Here is a 14029-nt window from a genome sequence, read left to right on the forward strand (position 1 = left end):
CTTACTGGCCGCGCAGGAACAGGCGGTCGAGTTCGGTCACGGTCAGCTGCACCCAGGTGGGACGGCCATGATTGCACTGGTCGGCGCGTTCGGTCTGTTCCATCTGGCGCAGCAGCGCGTTCATTTCCTCGACGGTCAGCTTGCGATTGGCGCGCACGGCGCTATGGCAGGCCAGCGTGGCCAGCAGTTCGTTCTGACGTTCGGCCAGCACGCGCGAGCCGCCGTAGGACTGCAGGTCGCGCAGCACGTCGCGCGCCAGTGCTTCGGCATCGGCCTGCTTGAGCAGGGCTGGAATGGCGCGCACGGCCAGCGTGGTGGGCGACATCGGCGCGATATCGAAGCCCAGCAGCTGCAGTGTTTCCTGGTGCTCCTCGGCCGCGCCGATTTCCACCGGGCTGGCCGGCAGCGTCACCGGAATCAGCAGCGGCTGCACGGCCAGCTGGCGCGCGGCCAGGCCGTCCTTGATCTGTTCGTACAGGATGCGTTCGTGCGCCGCGTGCATGTCCACCAGCACCAGCCCGCGCGCGTTCTGCGCCAGCACGTAGATGCCGTGCAACTGGGCGATGGCGTAGCCGAGCGGATGATCGGCCGCGCCCGATTCGGCGTCGGCGCCCGGCAGTGCCGGGACGCGCGGCGGCAGGCGGTCCAGCAGGCCGGGCGGCTCGTCGGCACGGGCGGCCTGGGCGTCGGCCAGCCAGGCGGGCGGGCGCGACGACGGCTGCCACGACCCCGGGTTGGCCGATCCCGGCGAGGTGGCGTCACGCACCATGCCCAGATAGGCCTGGCGCGGCTGCGCAATACCCAGTTCGGTCTGGCGGCCCGCCGAGTAGTTGATCCATTGCGGCGCGGCGCCGGGCACCCCGGCTGCCGGCATGGCCGGGCGCGCGGCGGGCATCGGCATCAGGCCGGCACCGTCGCCGGTATCGGAATGCAGGCTGTCGCCCTGTTCGCCGGCCTGGCGCGCCAGGCAACGCTGCACGGCGTGATAGACAAACTGATGGACCGCGCGCGATTCGCGGAAGCGCACTTCGATCTTCGACGGGTGGACGTTGACGTCGACCAGCTCGGGCGGCAGGTCCAGGCACAGCACATACGACGGAAAGCGGTCGCCGTGCAGCACGTCCTGGTAGGCGCTGCGCACGGCGTGGTTCAGCAGCTTGTCGCGCACGAAGCGCCCGTTGACGAAGAAGTACTGCTGGTCGGGCCGTCCGCGCGATGCCGTGGGCAGGCCGGCAAAGCCGTACAGGTGCAACGCATCGGCGTCTTCGTCCAGCGCCAGCCGCGCCCGCGCGAAGTCGCTACCCAGCACCTGCGCGGTGCGCGTGGACACGTCGCCGGCATTCCAGTGTTCCAGCGGCTTGCCGTTGTGGTGGACGGAGATCGTGACATCGGGCCGCGCCAGCGCCGCGCGCCGGATCATCTCCAGGCAGTGGCCCAGCTCGGTTTGTTCCGATTTCAGGAACTTTCTACGCGCTGGCGTGTTGAAGTACAGGTGCTGCACGTCAATCATCGTGCCCACGCCGCCCGAGGCCGGCTGCAACTGACCGCTGTCGGCGCTGATCTGGGTGGCGTGTGCGGCGTCGGCGGTACGGCTGGTCAGTACCAGGTGCGAGACCGAGGCAATCGACGCCAGGGCCTCGCCCCGGAAACCGAGGGTCAGGACCGATTCCAGTTCATCGAGCGAGGCGATCTTGCTGGTGGCGTGGCGCATCAGCGCAACGGGCAGTTCGTCGGCGGGAATGCCGCAGCCGTTGTCGGTGATGACAATGCGCCGCACGCCGCCTTCCTCCAGCCGGATACCCAGCTGGGTGGCGCCGGCATCGAGTGCGTTTTCGAGCAGTTCCTTGACCACCGAAGCGGGGCGCTCCACCACCTCGCCAGCCGCAATCTGGCTGATCAGTTGATCCGGCAACGGACGGATCGGGCGGCCAGGCTGGGTGGTGCGAAGGGGGGCTGAGGCGTCAGGCAGGGCGGCGTCGGCAGGCATGCGGGCGATTATACGTGCGGCCGGACACGTTTTCGGCACAAGTCCCGCCAAGAGGTGACGGATTGTCGTAATGGCTCTTGTATGATGGGGGCCTTCTTTGGAGAGAGGCTAATTTGGATACCGTATTGCATCTGATCGACATGGTCCTGCATGTCGACAAATTCCTGGGGCAGTTCGTCCTGGACTATGGGGTCTGGGTCTACGGCATCCTGTTTGCCATCGTCTTTGCCGAGACCGGACTGGTGGTGCTGCCGTTCCTGCCGGGCGACTCGCTGCTGTTCATTGCCGGCGCCATGTGCGCGGCAGGCGCCATGAACGAATGGATGCTGGTGGGCCTGCTGTTCGTGGCCGCCGTCACGGGCAACACGGTCAACTACTTCGTGGGCAGCTGGATCGGGCCCAAGGTGTTCGACCAGCACTGGCGCTTCCTGGACCAGCAAGCCCTGCGCAAGACGCATGACTTCTATGAACGCCACGGCGGCAAGACGCTGGTGATGGCGCGCTTCATCCCGATCGTGCGCACCTTCGCGCCGTTCGTGGCGGGCGTGTCGCAGATGACGTTTGCACGCTTCCAGATGTTCAATGTGATCGGTGCGGCCACGTGGGTGTTCGGCCTGGTGTTCGCCGGGTACTTCTTCGGCAACCTGCCGTTCATCAAGCAGTACCTGAACCTGATCGTGCTGGCCGGTATCGGCGCGGCCGTGGTGCCGCTGGTGCTGGGCGGGCTGTGGAAGCTGGTGCGCGGCAAGGGCCGCACGCGCGCCCCAGCCGACCGCTAAGGCTGCGCATGGCCCTGAACGCCGCGGCCGGGCGTCAGCTCAGGCTGCGGCTCATCATGCGCAGGGCTGGCATGCGGTCGCGGATCTGCGTGGTGTCGGCGGCGTCGGGCCGCGCCTGGACGTAGGCTTCCAGGTCTTCCAGCGCCGGCCGGAAGCACTCCAGGTTGGCATATGCCAGGCCGCGGTCGCGGACTTCCTCGATCGAATCGGGCAGCAGGATCACCAGCCGGTTCTGCACCGCCAGCAGCCGCTGCCAGCGCGATTCCTGCAGATAGATGGCCTTCAGGTTGCGCAGCATGCGCGCCACGATCTCGCGATGGCCGGCCACCTGCAGGAACAGCCCCAGCGGCACTTCATTCGACCCCGTGATGCCTTCGCGCTCCAGGAACGGGTCGAGCATCTCCTGCAACTGTTCCTTCGACAGCGTTTCGCCAGTCAGCGGGTCGAGCACGACCTCGCCGGCGGGAATCGTCATGCGCACCAGGAAATGGTTCGGAAACGACACGCCTTTGAGCGGCAGGCCGATCTGCTGGCCCAGCTCCATGTACAGCACGGCCAGCGAGATCGGAATGCCCCGGCGCTGCTTGAGCACCACGTTCAGGTACGAATTGTCCGGGTCGTAGTAATCGTTGGCGTTGGGTCCGAAGCCCAGGTCGCGGTAGAAGAAATGGTTTAGCAGGCGCAGGCGCTGGATGGCGGGCGTGCCTTCGGCGATCCGCCGCTTGAGGCGCACCGCCAGTACGTCGAGGGCGGCCAGTTCGGCTTGCAGGTCCAGGTCAGGGTAGGCGTCCTGGGCAATCGCAAGCGCGGTCTCGGTGAGCGGGATCGCATCGTCGTCGGCCACGAGGCTGGCGAAGTAATCCAGGACTTTCGTGGAGGTCATGGGGCGGTGTTCCTGACTAGCCGGCGCGGCGCCGGAAGGCTGCGTAGCGCAGGCCCATGAGCCACAGTGTACCGAAGTAGACCGCCGCTGCAAGTACCAGGCAGGCGGCCATCAGCGCGATGCGCAGCCACGGCGTGGCACCCATCGCCACCCAGTCGAAATTGCGCGAGAACCACAGCAGCATGCCGGACAGGATCAGCATGGCCGCCGCCAGCCGCAGCAGGAACATGCCCCAGCCCGGCGCCGGACGGTAGAAGCCGCGCCGGCGCAAACCGAAGAACAGCAGCAGCGCGTTGACGGTGGCGCCAAAGCTGATCGACAGCGGCAGGCCGGCATGGCCCAGCACCGGCACGAACACGAAGTTGGACAGCTGCGTGATGACCAGCACCAGGATCGCGATCTTGACCGGGGTGCGGATGTCCTGCCGCGCATAGAAGCCCGGCGTCAGGATCTTGATGAGAATCAGCGCCAGCAGGCCCACGCCATAGGTGCCCAGCGCCTGACGCGTCATCTCCACCGCATGGGCGTCGAAGCGGCCATAGTTGAACAGCACCGATGTCAGCGGCGTGCCGAACAGCATCAGCCCGGCCGCGCAGGGCAGGGCCAGCAGGAAGGTCAGCCGCAGGCCCCAGTCGAGCAGGCCCGAGTATTCCTCGCGGTTGTCGTTGGCGTTGGCGCGCGACAGGCTCGGCAGCAGGATGGTGCCCAGCGCCACGCCCAGCAGCGCCGTCGGAAACTCCATCAGGCGGTCTGCATAGGTGATGTACGACACGGCGCCTGCGCCCAGGCGCGATGCGATGTTCGTATTGATGATCAGGCTGATCTGGGCCACCGACACGGCCAGAAGGGCCGGCGCCATCTGCTTGACCACGCGCCGCACGCCGGGATTGGACCAGGCCTGGCGCAGGTCCAGCGAAATCCGCGGCAGCACGCCCAGGCGGCGCATGGCGGGCACCTGGATGGCCAGCTGCAGCACGCCGCCGATCAGCACGCCCCACGCCTGCGCGTAGATCGGCTGCTTCAGGTGGGGCCCCACCCAGACCGCGGCCACGATCAGGCAGACATTGAGCAGCACGGGCGTGAAGGCGGGCACCGCGAAGTTGCGCCAGCTGTTCAGGATGCCCGAGGCCAGGGCCACCATCGAGATCAGGCCGATGTACGGAAACATCACGCGCGTCATGAACACCGCCGAGTCGTAGGTCTCGGCGTCGCCCCGGAAGCCCGTGGCCACCACGGTCATGACGATCGGCGCGGCAATCACGCCCACCAGCGAAACGGCGGCCAGCACCCAGGCCATCACCGTGGCCACGGCGTCGATCAGCAGATGCGTCTCGGCGTCGCCGCGCTTGCCGTGGTATTCGTTCAGGATCGGCACGAAGGCCTGCGAGAAGGCGCCTTCGCCGAAGATGCGGCGCAGCATGTTGGGGATGCGGAAGGCCACATTGAAGGCGTCGGTCATGTCCGAAGCGCCGAAGGCCCGGGCAATCAGGATTTCGCGCATCAGGCCCGTGATGCGCGACAGCATCGTCAGGCCACTGATGGTGGCAAGGGCTTTGAGAAGGTTCAAGGTGGTAGTCGGGGAAAGCTTCGGACCGGCCGGCCGCTGCGCAGCCCGGGCGGAATGCGGTTCAGACGCCCGTTTGGCCCCAAAAGTTGCCGCGGCGCCACGGTCTGCGGCCAGGCGGCGCCGGATGTGGCGCTTATTATACGGATCGGCCGATGTTGGGCGACCGTCAGCACGGGTATACGAATCGCCCTTGCCTGTGCCGCCAGCATGTGTGTATAATCGCCGATTCGCAAGGACAGTCGCGTCCAGGATTCGTTTGTCGAAACATCCCGGGTCGCACGATGTGACTTAATTGTTGCGTCCCAAATTATTGCGTCGCCCCGGGCGCGCATTCTGAATTCAGGAAGAGATACATGGCAAATTCCGCACAAGCTCGCAAGCGCGCGCGCCAAGCCGTCGCCGCGAACGCCCACAATTCCAGCCTGCGCTCGCGTCTGCGCACCGCCGTCAAGGCAGTTCGCAAGGCGATCGACGCCGGCGACAAGGCCGCAGCTGCTGAAATCTTCAAGCAGTCGCAAACGATCATCGACAGCATTGCTGACAAGAAGATCGTGCACAAGAACAAGGCCGCACGTCACAAGTCGCGCCTGTCGGCCGCCATCAAGGGCATGGCCGCCTAAGTCTGCCTGGGCCGCCCCGGTGGCCTGCAGAAAGAAAAGCTCGTCTTCGGACGGGCTTTTTTGTTTTCTGGCGCGTCGCTGTCCCGGGCTTGGCCGCGTGCGGCCCGCCAACAAAAAACCCGGCGCCGGCCGGGTTTCTTCATGTGGGGTGCGTCGACTTCGGTGTCAGTGTTCGACCGAGCAGGCTTCCACTACCTGGAGGTTGTTGTCGCGGGCGAAGTTGAGGACGAAATCGAGCGCCTTGGGCTCGATGTCGCGCAGCCGGGTATCGACCACCACGTTCTTGACGCCAGCCACGATCACCGGGCGCACATACGGCGAGTAGGTCAGGCGGGGATCGCCGGTATCGCCTTCGGGACGGAATTGCGCCATCACGCCGCACAGCCGCTCGGCCCAGTCGCTGGGGCGGAAGGTCTTGCCTTCCTTCGTAACGCCTTGGATGAAATATTCGCGGACTTGGGGGGTGGTCATGGGACTGCGGGGATTCTGCTTGGTGACTCGACGGTAAACCCGCTTCAACGGGCGCACCGTTTGACGCATCCGGCGGGCGAATGGTTCGCGCGCATCCGGACATGACCAGCGGGGCGTGGTGTCGGCGGGGGCACTTTTGATGCCGGCGGCGGGCTGTTGGCATGGGTATGCCGGGCCCCGCGTGAATCAGCGAGTATTATATCTTATATAAGACCTGCGCATACGGCTGAATCCTGTCGGAAACCTGTCAGTGACCGCCGGGGGCGCGCCAGTGCCGCCTCTGGAGGTTAACGGACCGGGCTCGCCAAAGCTGGAATAATCCCTTATGATCTTTGCAATTACATTGCGTAAGCGACGCGAAAGGCGGCTCCGCGACACGCTCCGGCCCTCAAGGATTGCACTTCCGCGCAATCGGGCTGCGTGTTCCAAGCGAGCCGCCTTCTTTGTTTTATGAGCCCAACCCCGATCAAGCATTACCTCCAGTTCAGCGACCTCGGTGCCGACGAGTACGCGTACCTGCTGGACCGCGCGAGGATCCTGAAGGCGAAGTTCAAGAACTACGAGACATGGCACCCGCTGCACGACCGCACGCTGGCCATGATCTTCGAAAAGAATTCCACGCGTACGCGCCTGTCGTTCGAGGCCGGTGTCCACCAGCTGGGTGGCCATGCGGTGTTCCTGAACACGCGCGATTCGCAGCTGGGCCGTGGCGAGCCGATCGAGGATGCCGCGCAGGTGATCTCGCGCATGGTCGACATCATCATGATCCGCACCTACGGCCAGGACATCATCGACCGCTTTGCCGCGCATTCGCGCGTGCCGGTGATCAACGGGCTGACCAACGAATACCACCCCTGCCAGGTGCTGGCCGATATCTTCACGTATATCGAGCAGCGCGGCAGCATTGCCGGCAAGACCGTGGCGTGGATCGGCGACGCCAACAACATGGCGTACACCTGGATCCAGGCGGCCGAGCGGCTCGACTTCACGTTCACGTTCTCGGCGCCCCCGGGCTACCAGCTGGACCCGGCCATGGTGCCGGCATCGGCCGCGCCGCGCGTGAAGGTGTTCGCCAATCCGCTGGAAGCCTGCCAGGGCGCGCACCTGGTGACCACCGATGTCTGGACCAGCATGGGCTTCGAGGCCGAGAACGAAGCGCGCAAGCGCGCGTTCAAGGACTGGATGGTGACCACGGCGATGATGGACTGCGCCGCGGACGATGCCCTGTTCATGCACTGCCTGCCGGCGCACCGTGGCGAGGAAGTGGAAGCCGCCGTCATCGACGGCCCGCGCAGCGTGGTCTGGGAAGAAGCCGAAAACCGCCTGCACGTGCAGAAGGCGCTGATGGAATACCTGCTCTGCGGCCGCTACTGAGCCGCCGCCGGAGCCAATGAAAGGGGGCCGCGATGGCTCCCTTTTTTACGTCTTTACGAACCGCAAGATCCGAGGAGATTGAGATGAGCCAGTTCGACAATGTGTCGGTCGTCAAGAAGGCCAACCTGTATTTCGATGGCAAGTGCGTGAGCCACACGGTGCTGTTTGCCGATGGCACGCGCAAGACGCTGGGCGTGATCTTTCCGGCCGCGCTGACGTTCAGCACGGGCGCGCCGGAAGTCATGGAAATCAACGCGGGCAGCTGCCGCGTGCGCCTGGCCGGCTCGGAAGAATGGAAGACCTACGGCGCGGGCCAGCAGTTCGACGTGCCGGGCAACAGCAGCTTCGACATCGAAGTGACCGACACGCTGGACTACGTCTGCCACTTCGCTTGAGCTTTGGCTTAAGCTGCACGGTTTTCTCCCCTCTCCCGCCTGCGGGAGAGGGGAGAAGTACACCCTTCAAAGGATCACCGGTTCCGGCTCGATCCTGACGCCAAAGCGCGCCTGGACCGTATCCGCGATGCGGTTCGCCAGCTTCAGCAGCGCGGCGCCCGTGCCGCCGCCGTGATGTACCAGCACCAGCGCCTGCTTGCCGTAGACGCCCACCGGGCCGTCGTCCAGGCCCTTGAAGCCGCACTGGTCGATCAGCCAGCCCGCCGCCAGCTTGTAGCGACCGTCGGGCTGGGGATAGCTGACCAGCGCCGGATGCTCGGCCACCAGCGCATCGCGCTGCGCCGCTTCCACCACCGGATTCTTGAAGAACGAGCCCGCATTGCCGATCTGTGCCGGATCGGGCAGCTTGCGCGAGCGGATGGCGATGACGGCATCGCGCACCTGCGCGGCGCTGGGTGATGCAATGTGTTGCAGTTCGCGCGCCAGTTCGCCGTAGTTGAGCACCGGTTGCCACGTTTTCGGCAGGCGCAGCGTCACGGCCGTGATGATGTAGCGGTCGCGGCCTTCGCGCTTGAACAGGCTGTCGCGGTAGCCGAATGCGCAGGCGTCCAGATCCAGCGTGACGAATTCGCATGCCTGGCGGTCGTAGGCGCGCAGCCGCGCAAAGCGGTCACGCAGTTCCACGCCATAGGCGCCGATGTTCTGGATCGGGGCGGCGCCGGCCGTGCCCGGGATCAGGGCCAGGTTTTCGAGGCCCGGCACACCGTCGGCAACCGTGCGACTCACCAGGCCGTGCCAGTTTTCACCGGCACCGGCCGTCACGAGCCAGTCGGCGCGGCCTTCGGCGACGTCCTCGGCGATGTCGTAGCCCGGGATTTCCATCAGCAGCACGCAGGCGTCGAGATCGCCGGTCAGCACGACGTTGCTGCCGCCCCCGAGCACCACCACCGGCATCCCGGCCGCGCGCGGGTCCGACAGGGCCGAAACCAGGTCAGATTCGCTGCGAATATGCGCCGCCAGACGCGCACGCGCATCGAACCCGAATGTATTGTGGGTGCGCAGGGGATAAAATTCGTAAAAATCTGCCATGAAGGACGGGGAAAGCACCCCGGACCGGGGCAGGCCAAGATTATACGTAACCGCATGAACGGGCCGCCGGGGCAAACGGCGCGCCATGCAAGACCAGGAGAATCGATATGCCGTCGTTTGACGTAGTGTGTGAAGCCAATATGGTGGAAGTGAAGAACGCCGTGGAACAGGCCAACAAGGAAATCTCCACGCGTTTCGACTTCAAGGGGTCCGACGCCCGCGTCGAGCAGAAGGAAGGCGAACTGACCGCGTTTGCCGATGACGACTTCAAGCTCGGCCAGGTCAAGGACGTGATGATCAACAAGATGGCCAAGCGCAACGTGGACGTGCGCTTCCTGGACTACGGCAAGGTCGAAAAGATCAGCGGCGACAAGGTCAAGCAGGTCATCACGATCAAGAAGGGCGTGACCGGCGACCTGTCGAAGAAAATCGTGCGCATGATCAAGGACAGCAAGATCAAGGTGCAGGCCAGCATCCAGGGCGACGCCGTGCGCGTGACGGGCACCAAGCGCGACGACCTGCAGTCGGTGATCGCGCTGCTGCGCAAGGACGTCAGCGAGGCGCCCCTGGACTTCAACAACTTCCGCGACTAGGAAGCGCGATCGAACCGCGAACCGTTACTGCCCCTGCCGCGCCTGCGGCAGGCCGCCGATCTTTGCGCCGGGCTTGATGCCCTTCTGCGCAAACCAGCCCTTGTTCATTTCCAGCGCGTAGCGCACGGCCGCGCGCGGGCAGTGGTTGTCCTCGGTCTGGGGCTTCATGTCCTCGATGTTCACGATGCTGCCGTCATCGGCCAGGAAGGCGATGGAAAGCGGCAGGTCCGTGTTGCGCATCCAGAAGCAGTGCCCGGCCTTTTCCTCGAACACGAACAGCATGCCGGCGTTGGCGGGCATCGACTTGCGGAACATCAAGCCGCGCTCGCGCGCTTCGGACGATGCCGCCACTTCGGCCTGGATGGCGTACATGCCGGCGGTCAGCGGGATGACAGGCAGTGCGGACTGCGCCTGGGCCAGGCTCGTCAGCGCGGCGGCGCCCACGGCCATCAGGGTCTTGAACACGGGATGCATGGCGGATCTTGTCGTTGGGGGTCTTGCTGCAGGCGAGAGCATAGCGCAGCCATGCCGGCCGTGCCGAGAGCGCCGGACATGAAAAAAGGCAGGTCGCATGGGCGCCTGCCTTTCTACAGACGCGCGGAAGGTGTCCGCGCGCAGGGTCGCCTTACTGGGCGGCCGGTGCCGAAGCTTCCGCCTTCTTGGCGTGGTGCTTGGTCGACGAATGCTTGTGGTGGGTGGACTTCGCGGGCTTCGCGGCTTCCTTGGCGGCCGGCGCAGCGTCAGCGGCGGGAGCCGAAGCTTGCGCGAAAGCGCCGGTAGCGAACAGGCCAACAACCAGGGCAGCGATCAGTTTTTTCATTGCGAGTACCTCAGAAATGTATCCAGTATTTGGAGGGTTCGACGCGCGTAGACGTGTCACTCGCAAAAACGAAACGCCATCTTTTGCCGTTGACGTCATGTTTAACACTATTTGTAACTGCGTTTTACCGGCGTCTGGGCACATGTATTGCGCCACGGACATGTGACGGGCGGGATGGAAGTCCCAGTGCGCGGACATCCACCTCGCCCCATTGCCCCGGGATCAGGCCAAGCGCGGGCAGCGACAGGCTGCCGATGGCGACCCGGATCAGCCGAAGCGTGGGAAAGCCCACGGCGGCCGTCATCCGCCGCACCTGGCGATTCTTGCCTTCGCGAATCTGCAGTTCGACCCAGGTGGTGGGAATGGCCGCGCGATACCGGATCGGCGGATCGCGATCCCATAGCCAGGCGGGCGCATCGACCACGCGCACAGCAGCCGGCAGCGTCGTGAAATCGCCAAGATCCACGCCCCCGCGCAGGCGCGCCAGCGCGGCATCGTCCGGTATGCCCTCCACCTGCGCCAGATAGGTCTTGGCCAGCTTGTGCCTGGGGTCGGCGATGCGCGTCTGCAGCGCGCCGTCGTCGGTCAGCAGCAGCAGGCCTTCGCTGTCCGCGTCGAGGCGTCCGGCCGGGTAGACGCCGGGCATGTCGACGCAGTCGGCCAGCGTCGCCCGCGACGGATGCGCGGAGAACTGGCTCATCATCTGGAAGGGCTTGTTGAGGGCGATCAAGGTCATGGGCGCGCATTATCCACCAGTGCCGCCATGGCCGGCGTCCAAAGGTTGGCGCGCGCCATCGCTTTATGCATAATATACAGATAGTCTTATGTCTTATATAAGACTGCTGTGCGATGTGGCATACCCCCGGGCACACCGCCGGCGCGGATGCCGTTGGCCTATGTCGCGCGACGGTGGCGAAACGCCCGTTACAATGCCTCGCACAACACAATCGCGTCGCCGGGCTCCTCGGCCTGGTGCCAGCCATCACCCCCATCCGCAGTTGGAGACGAACATGTATCAGCACATCAAGGTGCCGGCAGGCGAGAAGATCACGGTCAACGCCGATTTCTCGCTGAACGTGCCCGACAACCCGATCATTCCGTATATCGAAGGCGACGGCACGGGCGTCGATATCACCCCGGTGATGCTGAAGGTGGTGGACGCCGCGGTGGCCAAGGCCTACGGGGGCCAGCGCAAGATCGCGTGGATGGAGGTCTTCGCCGGCGAGAAGTCCACGCGTATCTACGGCCCGGACGTCTGGCTGCCCGAAGAGACGCTCGACGTGGTCAAGGAGTACGTGGTGTCGATCAAGGGCCCGTTGACCACGCCGGTCGGTGGCGGCATCCGGTCGCTGAACGTGGCGCTGCGCCAGCAGCTCGATCTCTATGTGTGCCTGCGCCCGGTTCGGTATTTCAAGGGCGTGCCGTCGCCTGTGCGCGAGCCGGAAAAGACCAATATGGTGATCTTCCGCGAGAATTCGGAGGACATCTACGCCGGCATCGAATGGGAGGCCGGCAGCGAGGGGGCGAAGAAGCTGATCGCCTTCCTGCAGGACGAAATGGGCGTCAAGAAAATCCGTTTCCCGGACACGTCGGCCATTGGCGTGAAGCCGGTGTCGAAGCAGGGCACGCAACGGCTGGTGCGCAAGGCGATCCAGTATGCGATCGACAACGACAAGCCGTCGGTCACGCTGGTGCACAAGGGCAACATCATGAAGTTCACCGAGGGTGGCTTCCGTGACTGGGGCTACGAACTGGCGCAGCAGGAATTCGGTGCCGAACTGGTCGATGGTGGCCCGTGGTGCAGGTTCAAGAACCCGAAGACCGGCCGCGACATCGTGATCAAGGACGTTATCGCCGATGCCTTCCTGCAGCAGGTGCTGCTGCGCCCGGCCGAGTATTCGGTGATCGCCACGCTGAACCTGAACGGCGACTACATCTCCGACGCGCTGGCGGCCCAGGTGGGCGGCATCGGCATCGCGCCGGGCGCCAACATGTCGGACGACGTGGCCATGTTCGAGGCCACGCATGGCACGGCGCCGAAATACGCTGGCAAGGACTACGTGAATCCGGGGTCGGAAATCCTGTCCGCAGAAATGATGCTGCGCCATATTGGCTGGACCGAGGCTGCCGACCTGATCATCGAGTCGATGGAAAAGTCGATCCAGTCGAAGAAGGTGACCTATGACTTCGCGCGGCTGCTGGAAGGCGCCACGCAGGTGTCGTGCTCGGGCTTCGGCCAGGTGATGATCGACAACATGTAAGGCTGGCCGACCCGGACGGCAAGCGCCCCGGCACCGAGAGGTGGCCGGGGCGTCTTTTTTCGGATGCCCTCAACCGTCCGACTGCACGGCGCGCCCATCCAGCGGCTGGGGCGGCCGCGCATTCATCGGATAGCGGCTACGAAACGCGGCCAGTTGTTGCGGCGAGATCGTCAGCGGCTGCTTCATCACGTACCACTGGACATCCTCGGTACAAGGCGGCGTGGTCAGGCTGCCGGGGAACGTGTAGTAATGATGTGATGTCGGCAGCAGGCCGGCGATGTTGACCCGGCCGGGCATCGGCACGGGCTGGGCGCCCGGCTTGGGCAGCGTGCGGAACAGCGTGGCCAGTTGCGGATTGGGTTTGCCCATCTTGAACATGACCGCGACCACGGCGACGACGCGCCCGTTATCGTCCTGGTGGACAAAGTGCGCGGACAGCGGATAGGCCTTGCCGTTGAAGCGGGTCTCGCTGGGCGTGTGAAAGTGGAATTGCGCCAGCCGATAGGTGCCCGTCGCCGTGGTCAGCGTCTCGGCGCCAGCGGGCCGCACTTCGATCGTATGGCCGGTATTGGCGACCTTGACCCGTGTGGGCCGATAGTGAAACGCGAGCGCCGGAAGGTGCGCCGGTGTCGCGCCATGGATATCCACGGGCGATTGCAGTTTGCCCGAGGCGCAACGGAAAAATTCGGGGTCCAATTCGCCCCAGTGAGAGGGGTCCGTCGCGCCTTCGTAGGACCAGGCGTGAGGGTCGTGGCCAGGCGGTTCGGCGGCGATTGCGCTGGCTGACCCCATGACGATGGCGCCGCAGAAGGCGGCTGCTCGTAGCGTGTGTGTCATTTGGCGAAGCTCCGATGGTCGAGAGTGTCCGCGCGCAACATGCGCGGGGATGGCTCGGGCCAGTCTACGAAGCCGCCATCGATGCCGAAATGGCGCTCCTACGAAAGGAGGCGCCCCTGGGAAGTTTCCTTGACCTGGTTGACAGCGCCGGCCCCGTGGGATGGATCGGAACGCCGTTCCGCAGTCAGGAACCGCAGCGGCCGACGCAGAAACAGAAACGCCCGGCACATGGTTCACATGGGCCGGGCGTTTTTCCGGATGCTTGGCGTACGCGCTTGGCGCGTGCCCCGGACTGGCATTGCCAGCCGTGGCACAGGATCCCGTTCCGAAGGAAGTTTCCCCCCTTCACATCC

The 14029-nt window shown here is 65.1% G+C and carries 15 protein-coding genes; 6 read left to right on the plus strand and 9 right to left on the minus strand.

Annotated features, from left to right (window positions below; all coding sequences use genetic code 11):
• Position 1: 1 nt before the first annotated feature.
• The gene (gene mutL, locus AC24R4_RS19870) at positions 2 to 1987 is read right to left on the minus strand and encodes a DNA mismatch repair endonuclease MutL (RefSeq protein WP_400392986.1); all 1986 of its coding nucleotides are present in this window, start codon (positions 1985 to 1987) and stop codon (positions 2 to 4) included.
• Between the two features lie 125 nt (positions 1988 to 2112).
• Between mutL and AC24R4_RS19875 the strand changes: the two genes are divergently transcribed.
• Complete coding sequence (locus AC24R4_RS19875; protein ID WP_400392992.1) at positions 2113 to 2766, plus strand: VTT domain-containing protein; 654 nt, start codon at positions 2113 to 2115, stop codon at positions 2764 to 2766.
• Positions 2767 to 2800: 34 nt separating this feature from the next.
• Here AC24R4_RS19875 and AC24R4_RS19880 read toward each other — a convergent pair whose 3' ends face one another.
• Both AC24R4_RS19880 and murJ read right to left on the minus strand, forming a co-directional pair.
• Positions 2801 to 3649 carry a SirB1 family protein gene (locus tag AC24R4_RS19880; RefSeq protein ID WP_400392984.1) on the minus strand — a complete coding sequence of 283 codons (849 nt, stop codon included), beginning with the start codon at positions 3647 to 3649 and terminating at the stop codon, positions 2801 to 2803.
• Between the two features lie 16 nt (positions 3650 to 3665).
• Positions 3666 to 5216 (minus strand): murein biosynthesis integral membrane protein MurJ, encoded by a 1551-nt coding sequence (gene murJ, locus AC24R4_RS19885; protein ID WP_400392982.1) that lies wholly within the window; start codon positions 5214 to 5216, stop codon positions 3666 to 3668.
• A 353-nt stretch (positions 5217 to 5569) separates the two neighbouring features.
• Here murJ and rpsT point away from each other — a divergent pair, with 353 nt between their 5' ends.
• The gene (gene rpsT / locus AC24R4_RS19890) at positions 5570 to 5836 is read left to right on the plus strand and encodes a 30S ribosomal protein S20 (protein ID WP_066732116.1); all 267 of its coding nucleotides are present in this window, start codon (positions 5570 to 5572) and stop codon (positions 5834 to 5836) included.
• A gap of 165 nt (positions 5837 to 6001) precedes the next feature.
• Here rpsT and AC24R4_RS19895 read toward each other — a convergent pair whose 3' ends face one another.
• Positions 6002 to 6307, minus strand: a complete 306-nt coding sequence (locus tag AC24R4_RS19895) for a DUF3579 domain-containing protein (protein WP_092601779.1) — start codon at positions 6305 to 6307, stop codon at positions 6002 to 6004.
• A 450-nt stretch (positions 6308 to 6757) separates the two neighbouring features.
• Between AC24R4_RS19895 and argF the strand changes: the two genes are divergently transcribed.
• Together argF and ppnP are read left to right on the plus strand one after the other, a co-directional pair.
• Positions 6758 to 7681, plus strand: a complete 924-nt coding sequence (argF, locus tag AC24R4_RS19900; protein WP_400392980.1) for an ornithine carbamoyltransferase — start codon at positions 6758 to 6760, stop codon at positions 7679 to 7681.
• 83 nt (positions 7682 to 7764) lie between these two features.
• A complete protein-coding gene (ppnP, locus tag AC24R4_RS19905; protein ID WP_400392979.1) occupies positions 7765 to 8076 on the plus strand; it encodes a pyrimidine/purine nucleoside phosphorylase in 312 nt (103 codons plus the stop codon).
• A 66-nt stretch (positions 8077 to 8142) separates the two neighbouring features.
• Here ppnP and murB read toward each other — a convergent pair whose 3' ends face one another.
• On the minus strand, positions 8143 to 9165 hold the full coding sequence (murB, locus tag AC24R4_RS19910) for a UDP-N-acetylmuramate dehydrogenase (protein WP_400392977.1): 1023 nt from the start codon (positions 9163 to 9165) through the stop codon (positions 8143 to 8145).
• A gap of 107 nt (positions 9166 to 9272) precedes the next feature.
• Here murB and AC24R4_RS19915 point away from each other — a divergent pair, with 107 nt between their 5' ends.
• Positions 9273 to 9758 carry a YajQ family cyclic di-GMP-binding protein gene (locus AC24R4_RS19915; protein WP_092601771.1) on the plus strand — a complete coding sequence of 162 codons (486 nt, stop codon included), beginning with the start codon at positions 9273 to 9275 and terminating at the stop codon, positions 9756 to 9758.
• Positions 9759 to 9782: 24 nt separating this feature from the next.
• Here AC24R4_RS19915 and AC24R4_RS19920 read toward each other — a convergent pair whose 3' ends face one another.
• The 3 genes from AC24R4_RS19920 to AC24R4_RS19930 form a co-directional block, all read right to left on the minus strand.
• On the minus strand, positions 9783 to 10232 hold the full coding sequence (locus AC24R4_RS19920; protein ID WP_092601769.1) for a DUF192 domain-containing protein: 450 nt from the start codon (positions 10230 to 10232) through the stop codon (positions 9783 to 9785).
• Between the two features lie 151 nt (positions 10233 to 10383).
• Positions 10384 to 10578: a hypothetical protein gene (locus tag AC24R4_RS19925; RefSeq protein ID WP_066732106.1), complete on the minus strand. Its 195-nt coding sequence runs from the start codon at positions 10576 to 10578 to the stop codon at positions 10384 to 10386.
• Positions 10579 to 10702: 124 nt separating this feature from the next.
• The gene (locus AC24R4_RS19930) at positions 10703 to 11314 is read right to left on the minus strand and encodes a pseudouridine synthase (protein ID WP_487523504.1); all 612 of its coding nucleotides are present in this window, start codon (positions 11312 to 11314) and stop codon (positions 10703 to 10705) included.
• 274 nt (positions 11315 to 11588) lie between these two features.
• On the opposite strand from AC24R4_RS19930, the gene icd reads away from it, so the two are divergent.
• Complete coding sequence (icd, locus tag AC24R4_RS19935; protein ID WP_400396649.1) at positions 11589 to 12839, plus strand: NADP-dependent isocitrate dehydrogenase; 1251 nt, start codon at positions 11589 to 11591, stop codon at positions 12837 to 12839.
• Between the two features lie 69 nt (positions 12840 to 12908).
• Here the strand turns inward: icd and AC24R4_RS19940 are convergent, their stop codons facing one another.
• A complete protein-coding gene (locus AC24R4_RS19940; protein WP_487523505.1) occupies positions 12909 to 13676 on the minus strand; it encodes a carbonic anhydrase in 768 nt (255 codons plus the stop codon).
• Between the last annotated feature and the right edge of the window lie 353 nt (positions 13677 to 14029).

Source organism: Cupriavidus sp. CER-90 (assembly GCF_057652055.1).